Consider the following 15024-nt stretch of genomic DNA (forward strand, 5'->3'; position numbering starts at 1 on the left):
GCAGTTGTGCAACTTATCTCTTTGCTTTATGCACCTTCAACTGTTTCCCTTTTACCGTTTTCGATTTCATTTCTTTCAGCACAAGCTCCCCTTTACCATTTAAAATATCGATAAACGTCTCCGTATCCTGAATTTTAATGATACCGATATCTTCACCAGTTACACCTGGAATGCTTGTAATCGTACCGACAAAGTCCAGCGCTCTTAGTTTTTTCTTTTTTCCTCCATTGAAATAGAGTTTCAATATATTCCGGTTTAACTCAACACTTTTATCCTTTTTCAACTTAGGCCGCATTTCCATTTTCTCAATGAACGCAGCTTTTGCTTCATTGACCGATTGTTGTGAAGGTGCATTCCGGTGTTGGATTTTAAAACCGATTGCGGCTTCGATATCCGCCAAGAACTTATCTTCAAATGGGGTGACGAATGAAATCGCTTTGCCTCTCTTGCCAGCTCGTCCCGTTCTTCCAACCCGATGGACATAGCTTTCTTTCTCCAAAGGGAGGTCATAGTTAATGACATGTGAAATGCTGTCGATATCAATGCCGCGTGCCGCGACATCGGTTGCCACCAAGTAGCGAAACTCGCCACGCTTGAAAGCATCCATTACATCGAAGCGGACTTCCTGCGACATGCCGCCGTGCAATTGATCGCATGTGTAAAATAAGTTTTCCAGCTGTTCTGTCACGCGATCCACTTGTTCTTTTGTTCTGCAAAAAATAATGCAGCTGTCAGGATTTTCAACGACCGTCACATCGCGTAGCAACTCGAATTTCTGCTGTTCTTTCACGATGAAAAGAGAATGTTCAATTCGATCGGTCAATGTGACGGTGGAAGCTATTTCAATCCGTGTCGGTTCCTTCATATACTGTTGGGATAGTTTTTCGATATTTTCTGGTAGCGTTGCTGAAAAAAGCATTGTCATCCGCTTTTCAGGCAAACGATGGATAATTGCTTCCACCTGCTCGATGAAGCCCATATTGAGCATTTCATCCGCTTCATCCAATACGAGATAGTTAATCTGATCGAGCACGAGTGTACCACGTTCAATATGGTCCAATACACGCCCCGGTGTACCGACGACAATATGACATTTTTGTTTTAATTCTTCTTTTTGATAAGCAAAAGGATGCTTTCCATAGACGGCTGCGGCTTTAACGCGCTTAAAACGACCAATATTTTGCATATCCTGTTTGACTTGGTCCGCTAATTCACGAGTCGGTGTTAAAATGAGCGCCTGTGGCTTATTTTCTTCCCACTTCACCAGTTGGCAAATCGGTATCCCAAAGGCCGCTGTTTTTCCGCTTCCTGTTTGCGATCGGACGACCAAGTCTTGGCGATTTAAGGCGACAGGAATCACTTGTTCCTGTACGTCTGTCGGCGAAGTATAGCCAAGCCCCTCCAACGCCTTTAGTATTTCTTGACTCAATTGATATTGTTCGAATTTCATCATTTTCAACCTCACATTCTTCCCTTATTATCGCATGAATCACTGCATCTATCCTTTTATTGAAAATTGAATTTTTACTCTAACGTTAAAAGCCCAATTCCTAAGAAAGGAACCAGGCTCTTTTCATTTCAAGGATTTTTTCTCATTTGCAAATTGTTCTTTCATCGACTTGAGTTCCTGCTCATCGACTTGGGTGAAAGAACACCATCCATGTTGAAATTGTAAATCGAATAACTTCCGTTGTTGTTGATAACTCTCCTTCAACATAACGGTATAGAGAGAAAATAACTGTTCATGGCTAACATTTTCCATCGCCTGCAAATAGGAGTTGCAAATCATTTTTTCAGTTGCACGGGCCATATGGATCATATCATAATCGGTGATGGCCGCCTTTTTCGAAAGCTCGGTTTTCGGATTCTCAATTTTTTTGTTCGATGCCATTAGCCTTTCCCTCCCGCTTCATCAATAAAAGCAATCAGGCTATCTACGTGTTTCAAATGCATTTTGCCCGCTTCTTCGATTTGACTTTTTATATCGGGAAGTTGACAATTTTGTGCAGCTTGTCGAAATTGTTTCACTGCATGCAAATTCGAACGAAGGATATCCTGTAAAAAAGCGGCATCTCTTACAGATACAACTTTAGGGAGTGCATACAGGAATTTTTCATGTGGGACACTTTGCGATGCTGGTGGTTCCGATTGACTTTCCGAATCCGCCTCGCCGGATGAAGTTGTTTGTTGTTCCGACGATTGTTCAGGCGGTTTTTCCGGTGGTTTTTCCGAAGATTGTTCAGGCGGTTGCTCAGATTGCTCGGGCTTTTTCTCTTGTTGTTGCTGTTCCCGGTTTTGTTTTAATTGAGATTCCATTTGCTCCAATTGTAGTTGCAACTGCTTGAGTTGTTGCAGCTGTTGTAATTGTTGAATTTGTTGTTGCAGATCATCTTGTTGCTCCACTATTTTTGGCTCCTTCCACGGTTTACGTTTAGTATGAAGCCATTAGTCAAACCTATACAGGAGCGTTTGATTTTTCCTGCTAAAACTGAAACATAACCTGTTCAACAAATTTGTTCCATTACTTGAAACTGGAACTTCCGTTCATCTATCTGATTTCCCTTCACGTATGTACGCTCCACAAAAGTAACAGATTGATTCGAATCGATGAGCAATACAGTGGAGGAACGCGTCCCATAATACGGCAGTTTGATAAATTGCGAAGACAATTGCCGCTCCAGCTCAAGTCCGATGCCTGTGTCCGGTAGCTCTTCATCCGGCACCGGCGTTTCATCAGAAAGCACCTCAAAAAGTGAGTCCGTCTCCAATTCTTCTTGTTGTACTACATATTTACGCAATCGCGTCTTTCCTTTCACCACTTTAGGCCATGGTGTATTGAGCAAATGATTGCTTAAACCATGCGTTCCTGCTGGAATTCCGATTATCCCATCGTGTCGATTTGAAAAATAAACTAATTCCCCCAAGCGGCCCGCAATAAGATTAAAGCCTGCGTATTGGTCTTTCGCTTTTTCCAGCATTTCCATAAATTCTATTGTCGTTCCATCAGCCGCCAAGAAATTGCGAATGATATCTCCGCGAGATTTTTTATTGATGCTCTCTTCTCCCGGTTCCCGATAATTTGTCAGTGCGGCAAAACGACCGGTCTTCGTGATTCCAAGCCAAGTGCCCAGCCGTGATAAATCTCGTCCTGCTAAAATGGCTGGGTTGTCTTCCCAAAAATGCGCTTGTGCTGTCGGACGTTCATAAAACTCATCCCGATTCGCAACGACGATTAACGGATAATTCGGATGTTCATGATAATGAAAAGTGATCAAACACATTTCGCATTCCCCTTTTTCTTCTATTATACATGGGCAGGGTCACATCATGACGACGAGGAGCCTGCAGAATGATGATAAAACGTATAATTATTTTTCCCACGCTTTTTCGTTTCGTACATGGCCATATCTGCATACTTGACCAGTGTCTCCTCGTCAGACGCATCTTTCGGAAACAGCGCCACACCTATACTGGTCGTAATCTCGATCGTCTGCCCCTCCAGATGGAACGGGGATGTGATGCAGTCGATGACTTGCTTCACAATGTTCTCCGCTTTTTGTTCGGATGTGTTATTAAGGATGATGGTAAACTCATCCCCTCCATTTCTTGCAACGAAATGCTTCTGATCGAGACATTGTTTTAACCTTTCTGCAACACTTTTCAGTAGCAGATCTCCGATGGAATGACCCATGGAATCGTTGATTTTTTTAAAATGATCCAAGTCTAAAAATAGAACGGCCACTTCAGCATGCCCCTTCTTTGCTTCCTCTAAAGACCTGCGAAGTGATTCCTCGAAAAAACGACGATTCGGTAAACCGGTGAGTGTATCATGATAAGCTAACTGCCGAATGTTTTCTTCAGTCTGCTTGAGAGGCGTAATATCCCGGGCATAAATCGTGTATAATGACGAACCTGCTTTTTTAATTTTAGTGACAGTCAACTCGAGCGGAATTGTACTGCGATCTTGCCTAACACCTGTGACTTCCAGACGTTCATCACAAATCATCTTTCCTTCAATCGCCTTGAAGGTAAAAGTCTGCTCTCCATTTTTCATGGATGATGGTAGCAATAATGTCTTTTCCAGTTGCTGACCGATCATCTCTTCTCTAGCATAACCGAATACCGTTTTCACAGCCGGATTACACTCCATAATTTCTCCATATTGATCAATAATGATGACGCAATCCAAAACCGATTCAAGAATCGCTCCTTTAAAGGTAATTTCATCTTCCCATTTTTGATCCGATATAAATGATATGACAAGAAAAACACCGAGAATGATGAGCGCACCGATTGTAACCGGTATGACTATCGTTTGTGAATTGAGCATATATGCTCCTACTTGGAATGGCCGGTAACCGGTAAATGTTGTCGCTGTCATCGCCGTATAATGAGTACCGACGATCGCCATAGCCATAACAACACTCGAAATGACTTTCGCACTGTTCCTTATACGTTTTCCACTTTCACTAGATCGGAACGCAAGTAAAAGGGCAATGCTCGATACGACGATCGAAAAGCTAATTGAAAACGTCAAAGGTAGCATTTGATAATGAATGAATAGTTCTTTTATCGCAGCCATTCCAACTAAATGCATGCCGCTGATGCCGATTCCGAGAATAATGCCTCCTGTAAATAATCTTACAAGATTCGCTTCCGAAAGACTGATCAAGGAAAGACACCAGAAAGAGGCGGCAATTGCGATGATGACGGACAAGCTCACTAGATAAAAGTCATAGTGAATCAGAACGGGTAATTGAAATGCAAGCATTGCTATAAAATGCATCGCCCATATCCCAAGCCCCATGGCGAGCGACCCACCAGTGAGCCAGAATAGCTTACGTCTCCCTGCCGAAAGAAATACCCTTCGTACCGTATCCAATCCACTAAATGATGCCAGAAATGCAATGATAAAAGATAATAGGATGAGCGTACTATCATGAGTTCCATGCATCTATCTTACACCTCACCGAAATCTGATTAGTCCTACTATTTTACCATATAGATTCATAATCCGTCTAAAATGACATGTCGAAATCTATAATTTTATGTAGGTTCAAAAACAGCCCCTACCGCTTCGTCATATAGGAACTGTCTTTTATTTCATATATCCTTTTAATTTTCACAATGAATTTCGACATAATTGGACATTTTTTCATATAGGTGGACAAATTACGTGATTGCAAAGGTGAATTGCGCTATGATGGAGGAAAGCTAACTATTTCAATGATAAGGAGTCGATCCGATGATCAGTCCACATTTAGCAGATGCACTCAATCGTCAGATGAATAACGAGTTTGAAGCGGCCCAATCGTATATGGCAATGGCTGCCTACTGTGAACACAATAGCTACAGCGGCTTCGCCAATTTCTATTTGCAACAAGCAGAAGAAGAACGATTTCATGGGATGAAAATTTACAACTATTTGAATGACCGTGGAATCCATGCTAAATTTTCTGCTACGAGTCAACCTAAAATTGATTTCGAATCGATTTTGGATACATTCGAGTCCGCCTTGCACCAAGAAAAAAATGTGACAAGAAGCTTCTACGAACTAACGGATTTGGCTTGGGAAGAGAAAGAGCATGCCACGATTTCCTTCTTGAGATGGTTCTTGGACGAGCAAGTGGAAGAGGAAGCTTCCTTCGATACCCATATCGAATATTTGAAGCGAATCGGTGAAGATAAGAATGCGTTGTTCATTTATGAAAAAGAACTTGGTCAACGTAAGTTTTCGGCAGAAGCTGGCGAGTGATTTGCACTTGTATCAGGAGTGGAGTAATTGAATTGTTGACAATAAAAGAAGTTGCACCTGAGGGGAAAACGTCGGCTAGTTTTCTAATTGCGTTGTTTCCTATCGCAGTGACATTGTCTACTTTTTTATTATATTGTTTCCTTTCACACGGGCGTTGTTTAATTGATTGGATATAATATTTTTCTTCATACACAGCAAAATAAAAAAGCAAAATCGACTCTATAAAAAGGTCGATTTTGCTTTTTTATCATTTCCAGTATAAAAACACCACTTAAAATTAAAAGGATTCCGACTATTTGTGTAGAAGTAAGGAATAACTGTATCTTTTTGCAAAGGGGGTTATTGGATGTTTCCATTCAGAAGAAATAAATTAGTGCCAACGAGGACAAGTAAATTGTATTATCGCTATTCCCTAACATCATCGACAAAAGAAGATATGGATCAAATGTCCATGATCCTTGAGACATTATGTCAACCGTTTGAAAAAGAACTGGTTTTTTTATGTATCGGAACAGACCGATCTACAGGAGATGCGTTCGGTCCTTTAGTAGGCACTACCCTAATGGAGAATCAATGTCCCTATCCTGTCTTTGGTACCATCGCAGAACCCGTCCATGCATTGAATTTGAACTCGGTTCTCAAAGAAATCCATCGGCGCTTTTCACACCCCGCCATCATCAGTTTAGATGCTTGCTTAGGAGAACATCATGAAATCGGTTCAATTTTATTAAAAGATGGACCGCTTATTCCTGGATATGCCATCCATAACCCGTTACCGGAAGTCGGAATTTATCATTTGAAAGGGGTTGTGAATTATTTGGATCCCCATTTCCCCGCGAGTTCTCTCAATCATACACGATTGGATACGGTCATGAATCTTTCGAAGATCGCATCCACCGTCATTTTAAATGCTGTTAAACACGGCGCAACGACAAAAATGACGATAAATCCATAATGATTCATCGCCATTTTAAAGTTATGCGATTGTGATGACGCCTAATAGAAGTGCGGCAAGTGTCATGACAACAACTGTTCCGAATGCCCATTTGACTGCGAAGCGTTGTAAATCGCCGAATTCTGTTCCGACTAAGCCGATCAATAAATGTGCCGCTGCGACTAATGGGCTCAATACGTGGATCGGTTGGCCGATCAATGATGCACGTCCAATTTCAACTGCACTCACACCATATGCTTCAGCAGCTTGTGCGAGGATAGGCAAAACACCGAAGTAAAAAGCGTTATTGGACATAAAGAACGTGAACGGTGCACTGATGAACGCGACAAGAACTGCCAAATAAGGTCCTAATGCATCCGGGATAATGATGACTAATGTTTGAGCCATTGCGTCAATCATTTCCGTACCCGCCATGATCCCAGAGAAGATTCCCGCAGCGATAACGATCGAGACAACCGCCAATGCATTTTTGGAATGCACCGCGATACGCTCTTGCTGTAGTTTCAATTCCGGATAGTTGACGAGCAAAGCAATTCCAAAGAAAATCATGAAGAGGATTGCCAATGACATAAAGTCGATAATTAAGCAGGCCATCAATACAATCGTTAAGAACAAGTTGAACCAAACTAATTTTGGACGCTTATAGTCAGCGGACCCAGCAGCAGCTGTTGCTGCTAATTGAAGATCTGCCTCCGACTTGGAAACAGGTTCAAGTTCCACAACACCCAATCTTTTCCGTTCCATTTTCCCTAGCAAAAATGCTGCAACCAGCACCCAAATCAAGCCGAACCCCATGACAGGAATCATCGGAATGAACAGTTCCGAAGAGTCAAGTCCTAGTGATGCCATCGCCATTGCAGATGCACCGCCCCATGGTGTCATATTCATAACACCCATCGATAACATCGCGACAGTCGCCAACACGAGACGATTCATCCCAAGACGTTTATAAAGTGGCAATAATGCGGAACACGTGATGATATAAGTTGTCGTTCCATCCCCATCTAAGGCAACCATCATGGAAAGGACAGCCGTCCCAAGAACAATTTTTAATGGATCGCCTTTCACTACTTGCAAAATCTTAGCGATTAAAGGATCAAACAGCCCCGTATCAATCATAATCCCGAAGTAAAGAATCGCAAACAAGATCATGATGGCCGTCATGGCGACTTTCTCGACACCCGCCTGCATCATCGGCCCCAATTCAGTTAAGAATCCACCGAGAATACCAAATACGATCGGTACGACCATAATCGCAACCAATGCCGACATTCGCTTCGACATGATCAAATACATAAAGACTGCAACCATTGAAAATCCTAATATTGCTAACATCTTATATCCCCCTTTTGTTTCTATGTAGGTTGTAAACTTATTTCAAAGGTGTCCGAAAACTACTTATTTCTTCTGCTTTTGCAACTGCATTCCGGTGACACCGCTTACAAGTTGGAATAATCGTAACAAGAATTTTTTAAGAGGAATAGTTTAAAAGCGTAATGTTTGTTTTAATCGTTTTTATCATTGTTTCCATATTTTTTATAGCCATTTTCAAAGGAGATGGAAAAAATCCCGCGTTGCCTCTCATACGCAACGCGGGATGTCATTTGACAGTTCTTTTGTATTTTCTTTCCGGTCTTCCAACATTGCCATAGAAGATTTCAACTTCCATTTCTTCAAGCGAAACCAAGTATTCCAAATACCGTCGCATCGTTGAATAACTGATGCCTACTTGACGACTGAGTTCGTCCGCACTTAAGCTGCCCTGCATCTCCTGAACCGTGGCTCTCACCAATTTCAATGTATGTTTGTCGATTCCTTTCGGATAGGTCTCCTTTGGTACTTCTTCAATCAGGGCTGATTGTTGATTTTTTCGGAAATAGACATCGATTTTATCCTGATTCACAACTTGTTCCTGATGCAATTGTCCTCTAACGATTTCATATTCCTTCAATGTTGCGATCAGCTTGTCTACAATGATCGGTTTAACTAAATATCCGAAAGCGCCGCCCCGTATCGCTTCACTCACAGTCTCCGTATCATTCGCCGCCGTGATGAGAATGACATCGATCCCCCGGTACTGTTTCCGGATCTCCCGGAGGAGGTCAATGCCGTTCATATCCGGCAGAAAAACATCGAGTAACAGCAATTGAGGTTGAATGACTTTCAACAACTGCAAAGCCTGTTCTCCGGAACTTGCAGTTGCAACGACGCGAAAACGCTCCATTTGATCCGTAAATTGCTTATAGATATTTGCCGCATCCGCATCATCTTCTATAATGAGGACGCTTATCGTTTCTTCATGCATGAAAACTACTCCTTTACTGATCTTGCGGAATCACAATTGTAAACCTCGCTCCGCCTAACTCACTTTTATCCACATACATTTGACCATTCAAGGCGCTCAGTGCATTTTTGGCAATGGCTAACCCAATGCCATGGTCTCCTTCACTCTTCGTCGTATAGCCTTCTTCAAATATTACTTCCGTCATCTTCTCAGGTATCCCTGCCCCATTATCTTCAATGTCAAAGATGATTTCCTTTCCTAAATCTGTAAAGGATACATACACTTTCCCTTCGCTATGATTCTTTTTCCGAGCAGCTTCCATCGCATTATCAATGACATTCCCGATAATTGGAACGAAATGGTTGGATCTCGTCATTTCCAGTTCGCTGCTCAAATGACTTTCCGGATCGATGACCAACTGGACTTGCAATTCTTTGGAACGATTCACTTTTCCAAGTAGACACGCCGCAATCAACGGATCTTTTACAGATGACATTAAAAATGAAATGATATCTTGCCGCTCACTCACTTCAGAAGAAACAATGCTTATCGCGCGATCATATTGTTTCAAGACGAGTAATCCATAAATCGTGTTCAGCTTATTCAAAAACTCATGATTTTGCGCCCGCATATTCTCGGAAAAATTCTTGATTTTAGAAAACTCTTCCGTCAATTGCTCGATTTCGGAAACGGTTCTGATCGTTAAGACAATCCCTCCGACTTCTTCTTTTTTTATGATCGGAGAGGCATCCACAACATATAACTGCTGGTCTAGCAGTAATTTCTGATTATAAGTACTTTCCTTCTTATCGACGACTTGATCGATGGTAGTCGTCAATTGTCGATGATGGATCGTCATTCCGACCGACAGGTGTTGATTGCCGAATAATTCCCTGGCCCGTTTATTCATCGATGTGATTTGCTTGCTATTGTTGACAGTAATGGTCGCATCACGGATCGATTCCAACGTCGCTTCCTTCTCTTTGAATAGATAAGAAATTTCTTCAGGCTCCAATCCGAAAGTAAGCTTTTTCAAGCGCCTTGCGATCAAGATGGCACCACCGATTCCAAAAACAAGCGGGATGATGGACAATTGAAAAATATGTTTGCGGTAATCGAGCACTTGCTTTTCAAGCCGATCGACAAGGAAACCTACAGATGAAACACCGATCACTTCCCCTTTTTCATTCCAAATAGGGGCCTTCGCCTTGATGGCCGGACCGGAAACCCCATTTCCCCGGTAAATGATCGATCGATGTTCTTCCAAGACGGCTTTATTACTCGTCATTGTCGGTTCACCAATATTTTCCGGATTTGGATGCGAATAGCGGACGCCTTTGTCATTGGCGACGGTCACATAGTCTGCGCCCGTCGTATGGCGGATTGTTTCAGAAATGGTTTGGATGACTTCAGATGGCTGTTCATCTTGAAACGCCTGGATAATGTCTTTGTTTTGTGCCGTTAATTTGGCAACAGTGAGTGCTTGTTCGCCCATATAACTCTCAACAATATCATCAAGCATGGTGGAAAATAATACGGTGATTAACAAAGAGCTAATAAAGATGACGAGGACGATCAGAATCGTTAGTTGGGTTAATAAAGTGATGTTCTTTCTTTTTCCTAAAACACCCATATGTTCAATTTCGCCTCCGTCTAATTGTGCCAAAAAGTATCTAATCATTATAGCCCGATAATACAGATTGTTCAATGGACGGTATAATACGCCTCGCCATATTGATTGCACTCGTGAAGGGTTTGCTTGCACTCGAACTACATTTGATTGCATTCGTGGATTGTTTGGTTGCACTTATTGCCAAGTTGATTGCATCGCAGGACTTTAGACTCAATAAAAAAAGCGATAAACCTCAAAGGTTATCGCACTCTGTTGACCAGCAATATTATTTTTTACTCCAAATCCGTCGGTTCAATGTGAACTCTTCGATAATATCGAAATACAATCTGAAATCATTGTAGATTTGCTCCAATGTTTTCTCGTCGTTGTTTTCAAAAAACTTTCCATCAAAATGGTTTTTATTCGTTTCTGTAAAGAGATACATTTTTGACCTGACAAAAGCGATTTTAATAGGGCCCTTTGCACGGCGATTGAATTCCATAATTTTATCCATCAAGTTGGAAGATAAAATATAGCGGGCTTCGATATCGTTTGTCGTCATCGTTTGGAATGTCTTATTGAATTCCATATCTTCCATATCAATGGTCATGATCCCATCCATACGAAGTCGCCATTTATCTTTTCCGAGTAATTGCTTCCGAACAAGAAACGTCTGTCCCCTAAAATCTTTATGGAAATCTGCGATGAAAACGATGCCTTTAAAAACTTTTTTCATTTTTTTGCGTTTCTTCCCATCGTTGTCTTTATACTCTACTTCACGTTTCAAGTCAATTTCGGAGAATTCAAATGTCGTCAGCCCGATTTTACCACTCGTATAATCTTCCCCACTCATATGTGTAAAATCCCCGACGAGTTTACTTCTTCGGATATTGAGGCTCCCAATTCTCCTGCCAGGTTGAAAAGAAGCCCGATATTCATAATCAGATTCCTCTGGAGGCGGTGTAATATTCTTGAATAATGAAGTGATCAGTCCGCCTACGAGACGATGTGAATAGTTTCGTCTGAATTCCATAACGCCCCGCAAGCTCAAGCCGAGCAATACGCACATGCCAAAAAAAGCAACGGCCAGCAGTGAGCCTACAACCATTGAAGACTGGTTGAATAATAGACTGAGGAAGAAAAGCCCCCATAACACTAGCCCGATCAACACATTGCGTAACAGTTTCCGCTGCGCCTTCTTTCTGAATTGCTGAGATTCTTTCAGTGCAGGTTGTAAAGATGGCAAGATTGTTTCAAATGACGGGAACATTTATTTACTCCCCCCTCAATCTGCCGCGTAAATCGATATCCTGCCTTTTTTCTTCCGTCGCTTTGAACATTTCGGCTTTTTTGAAGCCCATGATCGAACCAAGAATATTTGTAGGAAATTGTCCAAGCTTCGTGTTGAATTTGTAGACATTCGCATTATAGCTTCGACGGCTTGCGGACAATTTCTCCTCGATATCCGTAATAGCCTTCGTCAAATCTTTGTAGATTTCAGAAGCTTTCAACTCGGGATATCTTTCGACTTGAACACGCATTCTCGATTCAAGCCCTTCCACTTCATTGGCGGCGGCAATTTTTTCATCAGGACTCATCGTACGATAACCTGAACGGATTTTTGCCAGTTCCGTATGCGTCTTTCTTTCGTGTTCATTATAAGATGCAACGGCATCTGCTAATTTCGTCAATTGGTCAAATCGTTGCTCCAAGTAAGCATCAATCGCCCGAAAGGCTTCCTCCACCCGATTTCGAAGTGAAACAAAGCGGTTATAGATCCCGCCAATAATCAGTACGACGAGAACAATAGCTGCAAGTATCATCCCTGCCGGTGTCAATAAAAATTGAATGATCGGTTCCATTGAATCACGCTCCTCTAGTTGATATATGTATATTTACGGGAGTGAGCACGGAGAGTTTCATCTTTAGACAGATTCCGGTAAATTAAGGCAAATGGATTACGGGACATTCGTTGCATCCTTCCATTGCATTTCACTTCCAAACTTAGTCATTTTTAACGATGAAAAAGGCATACCGTCCTCGTTACTTCGGATGGTATGCCTTTATTTTTACTTTATTACCCGATTTCTTCTGAATTTATCCGCAATGCCCTAAAATCACTTCCAGATGGATTTTGGAATAAGCGGATGTCAAACTCGGGTGCTACGGCAAATAGATGGTCAAAAATGTCCGCTTGCACCGTTTCGTATACAGCCCACTGCACACTATTGGCGAATGCATATATTTCGATTGGCAAGCCGTTTTCGTTGGGCGCCAACTGTCTTACCATGAGGGTCATTTCCTGATTGATCCCCGGATGATTTTGTAGATAACGGCTGATATAGGCCCTAAAGACACCAATATTTGTAAGAGCCCTACCATTCACCCGATTGGTTTGGTTAATTTTGTTTTTGCTATTGTACGTCACAATTTCTTTTTCTCGCTCGATGATATAGTCTGACAGGAAGTGGATGTGTTTAAATTTCTCGATCATCTCTTCGGTACAAAACGAAATACTCGTTGTATCGACAAATAATGATCGTTTTATCCGCCTCCCTCCAGAGGCTTGCATCCCTCTCCAGTTTATAAAAGATTCGGATATCAGGGCATAGCTTGGAAGCATCGTAATCGTTTTATCGAAGTTTTGCACCTTGACTGTATTTAAAGAGATATCCAAAACATCTCCATTCGCTCCGTAATTCGGCACTTCAATCCAGTCCCCTACGCGCACCATATCATTGGCAGTCAACTGAACCCCTGCGACAAGGCCTAGTAATGAATCTTTAAAAACCAACATCAGTACAGCTGAGAGAGCACCAATCCCGCTTAGAAGGAGAAGTGGACTCTTCCCCATCAAATTTGCGATCACCAGGATGCTCCCAAATAGCACAACGATAATTTTAATAACTTGTATATATCCTTTAACGGGCTTGATCTTGGAAATTTCATAAGTTTGATAAATATCATTCATCGCATTCAAAAGGCTATTGATAACGATCAATCCCATAATGGTCAAATAAGCAATCGCACCCTTTTCAATCGCATTATGATAAGTCGGGAATGCGGAAGCAAAGTGATAAATAATAATAGCGGGAACAATATGAGAAAGCTTATGAAAAACTTTTCGCTCCAATAGCATATTATCCCACTGGTATTTTGTATTTTTTACGATTTTCGTAATCATCCGGATGACGACCTGTTTTGTGATAAAATTTGCCATAACACAAATAAGTATTATAAAAAGAAGCATAATTAGAATCGAAAGATAACCAGCTAAGGTTGGATCCATTTCAAATTTCAGCAGCTGGTTGCGAATGAACTTCATCTAGATAACCTCCATTATTGTTAGCGCATTATCCTGCCCTAAATTGTAACATATAGAGTGGGATAACTTGATTATATCCATCAATCAGGAACTTCCCTTATTTACGTCCATATATGCACTAGATTTCACTTCCTTGCAATAAAAAAGTTGAATTGTCTAGTAAATGTAGATGTTGAATACAATTAACGTTGCGAATGCTACCGCAAACATCAATGATTCGAAAACTGCCACTAGCCCCCCTCTCTTTCGGGGATGGGCCGACCACCCTTGAGTCACCTATTCTATTGAAGCCTCGTTATACCACCCAAGTGTTCTGTCCTCCTATTACTTAGCCCTTTTTATATGGATTCTGATTTGTACTTGCTGATTTATCTTGTCATATTACCGCATTTCCTGTCTATCTATCTGTTGATTCTTTACTTTTCCAACTTCCTACAGCTGGAAAAACTAGCTGTTATTTTCTATCTTTATAAGGATAAAGTAAATTTCCTATTATTCTGAAAAAACATCTTGTTTATTGGAAGAAGATTTGGTATCTTGAATATGTGTTCTATATCAAGGTTCAAATTTTTGCTCTGTTTTACCTAATTGGTGAAAGCGATTTCAACGGATTGGAGGTTAACTGATCTTTAGAACACAATACAAGGGACATGCAGTTAGTGTTTCATTCATTTTCAACATTAAGGGGGAATGCAAAATGAGTGTGAAAATTGACGAAGAAGTAACTTTTGAAAGTTCGAGCCATGACCGAAACAACGAGTCATCCGCTTTGCAAGAGGGCCCGGCCGCCTTGGATTATGAAAAGCTGATCAATACACCTGAATTTAAAAAGTTAAGTAAACGAAAAAATGGATTTTTACTTTCTTATACGATTTTTTTTACTGCTATCTATGCTTTGTTGCCAATTCTTACATCTTATACGACCATCCTTGAGAACAGAGCGATCGGGATGATCACATGGACTTGGATCTACTCTTTCGGCATATTCATCATGGTTTGGGCACTTGCAACCATCTATACGAAAAAAGCGGCTGGCTTTGACAAAGACGTAGATGAAATACTGAAAAAGACATTGTAAACAGCACAAAGGGGA

14 protein-coding genes are annotated in these 15024 nt (G+C 41.3%); 3 read left to right on the plus strand and 11 right to left on the minus strand.

What is annotated here, in order from left to right; translation table 11 throughout:
- Positions 1-13 precede the first annotated feature (13 nt).
- The 5 genes from MHZ95_RS11360 to MHZ95_RS11380 form a co-directional block, all read right to left on the minus strand.
- A complete protein-coding gene (locus MHZ95_RS11360; protein WP_370643014.1) occupies positions 14-1450 on the minus strand; it encodes a DEAD/DEAH box helicase in 1437 nt (478 codons plus the stop codon).
- Positions 1451-1573: 123 nt separating this feature from the next.
- Positions 1574-1891 (minus strand): spore coat protein, encoded by a 318-nt coding sequence (locus tag MHZ95_RS11365; protein ID WP_239390746.1) that lies wholly within the window; start codon positions 1889-1891, stop codon positions 1574-1576.
- On the minus strand, positions 1891-2403 hold the full coding sequence (locus tag MHZ95_RS11370) for a ferritin family protein (RefSeq protein ID WP_239390747.1): 513 nt from the start codon (positions 2401-2403) through the stop codon (positions 1891-1893). The genes MHZ95_RS11365 and MHZ95_RS11370 overlap by 1 nt, the downstream gene beginning before the upstream one ends.
- A gap of 101 nt (positions 2404-2504) precedes the next feature.
- Positions 2505-3281: an NRDE family protein gene (locus MHZ95_RS11375; RefSeq protein WP_239390748.1), complete on the minus strand. Its 777-nt coding sequence runs from the start codon at positions 3279-3281 to the stop codon at positions 2505-2507.
- A 44-nt stretch (positions 3282-3325) separates the two neighbouring features.
- Positions 3326-4954: a sensor domain-containing diguanylate cyclase gene (locus tag MHZ95_RS11380; RefSeq protein WP_239390749.1), complete on the minus strand. Its 1629-nt coding sequence runs from the start codon at positions 4952-4954 to the stop codon at positions 3326-3328.
- A 291-nt stretch (positions 4955-5245) separates the two neighbouring features.
- On the opposite strand from MHZ95_RS11380, the gene MHZ95_RS11385 reads away from it, so the two are divergent.
- Complete coding sequence (locus MHZ95_RS11385) at positions 5246-5755, plus strand: ferritin (RefSeq protein WP_239390750.1); 510 nt, start codon at positions 5246-5248, stop codon at positions 5753-5755.
- Between the two features lie 346 nt (positions 5756-6101).
- The gene (gene yyaC, locus MHZ95_RS11390) at positions 6102-6710 is read left to right on the plus strand and encodes a spore protease YyaC (protein ID WP_239390751.1); all 609 of its coding nucleotides are present in this window, start codon (positions 6102-6104) and stop codon (positions 6708-6710) included.
- A 21-nt stretch (positions 6711-6731) separates the two neighbouring features.
- Here the strand turns inward: yyaC and MHZ95_RS11395 are convergent, their stop codons facing one another.
- The 6 genes from MHZ95_RS11395 to MHZ95_RS11420 form a co-directional block, all read right to left on the minus strand.
- Positions 6732-8045 (minus strand): CitMHS family transporter, encoded by a 1314-nt coding sequence (locus MHZ95_RS11395; protein ID WP_239390752.1) that lies wholly within the window; start codon positions 8043-8045, stop codon positions 6732-6734.
- 265 nt (positions 8046-8310) lie between these two features.
- Positions 8311-9015, minus strand: coding sequence for a response regulator (locus MHZ95_RS11400; RefSeq protein WP_239390753.1), 705 nt, complete (start codon positions 9013-9015; stop codon positions 8311-8313).
- A 13-nt stretch (positions 9016-9028) separates the two neighbouring features.
- The gene (locus tag MHZ95_RS11405) at positions 9029-10660 is read right to left on the minus strand and encodes an ATP-binding protein (protein WP_370643017.1); all 1632 of its coding nucleotides are present in this window, start codon (positions 10658-10660) and stop codon (positions 9029-9031) included.
- Positions 10661-10892: 232 nt separating this feature from the next.
- A complete protein-coding gene (locus tag MHZ95_RS11410; protein WP_239390754.1) occupies positions 10893-11876 on the minus strand; it encodes a DUF3137 domain-containing protein in 984 nt (327 codons plus the stop codon).
- A 4-nt stretch (positions 11877-11880) separates the two neighbouring features.
- A complete protein-coding gene (locus tag MHZ95_RS11415) occupies positions 11881-12468 on the minus strand; it encodes a LemA family protein (RefSeq protein ID WP_239390755.1) in 588 nt (195 codons plus the stop codon).
- A 215-nt stretch (positions 12469-12683) separates the two neighbouring features.
- A complete protein-coding gene (locus MHZ95_RS11420) occupies positions 12684-13931 on the minus strand; it encodes a mechanosensitive ion channel family protein (protein WP_239390756.1) in 1248 nt (415 codons plus the stop codon).
- 697 nt (positions 13932-14628) lie between these two features.
- Between MHZ95_RS11420 and MHZ95_RS11425 the strand changes: the two genes are divergently transcribed.
- Positions 14629-15009: a DUF485 domain-containing protein gene (locus MHZ95_RS11425; RefSeq protein ID WP_239390757.1), complete on the plus strand. Its 381-nt coding sequence runs from the start codon at positions 14629-14631 to the stop codon at positions 15007-15009.
- Positions 15010-15024 lie beyond the last annotated feature (15 nt).

The sequence above is a fragment of the Sporosarcina sp. ACRSM genome, from assembly GCF_022346545.1.
In the GTDB taxonomy this organism is placed as follows: Bacteria; Bacillota; Bacilli; order Bacillales_A; family Planococcaceae; genus Sporosarcina.

Coding starts and splice junctions, on each gene's coding strand:
- MHZ95_RS11360 (WP_370643014.1), bottom strand. CDS start 1,450: ATGAAATTCGAACAATATCAATTGAGTCAAGAAATACTAAAGGCGTTG.
- MHZ95_RS11365 (WP_239390746.1), bottom strand. CDS start 1,891: ATGGCATCGAACAAAAAAATTGAGAATCCGAAAACCGAGCTTTCGAAA.
- MHZ95_RS11375 (WP_239390748.1), bottom strand. CDS start 3,281: ATGTGTTTGATCACTTTTCATTATCATGAACATCCGAATTATCCGTTA.
- MHZ95_RS11380 (WP_239390749.1), bottom strand. CDS start 4,954: ATGCATGGAACTCATGATAGTACGCTCATCCTATTATCTTTTATCATT.
- MHZ95_RS11385 (WP_239390750.1), top strand. CDS start 5,246: ATGATCAGTCCACATTTAGCAGATGCACTCAATCGTCAGATGAATAAC.
- yyaC (WP_239390751.1), top strand. CDS start 6,102: ATGTTTCCATTCAGAAGAAATAAATTAGTGCCAACGAGGACAAGTAAA.
- MHZ95_RS11395 (WP_239390752.1), bottom strand. CDS start 8,045: ATGTTAGCAATATTAGGATTTTCAATGGTTGCAGTCTTTATGTATTTG.
- MHZ95_RS11400 (WP_239390753.1), bottom strand. CDS start 9,015: ATGCATGAAGAAACGATAAGCGTCCTCATTATAGAAGATGATGCGGAT.
- MHZ95_RS11410 (WP_239390754.1), bottom strand. CDS start 11,876: ATGTTCCCGTCATTTGAAACAATCTTGCCATCTTTACAACCTGCACTG.
- MHZ95_RS11415 (WP_239390755.1), bottom strand. CDS start 12,468: ATGGAACCGATCATTCAATTTTTATTGACACCGGCAGGGATGATACTT.
- MHZ95_RS11420 (WP_239390756.1), bottom strand. CDS start 13,931: ATGAAGTTCATTCGCAACCAGCTGCTGAAATTTGAAATGGATCCAACC.
- MHZ95_RS11425 (WP_239390757.1), top strand. CDS start 14,629: ATGAGTGTGAAAATTGACGAAGAAGTAACTTTTGAAAGTTCGAGCCAT.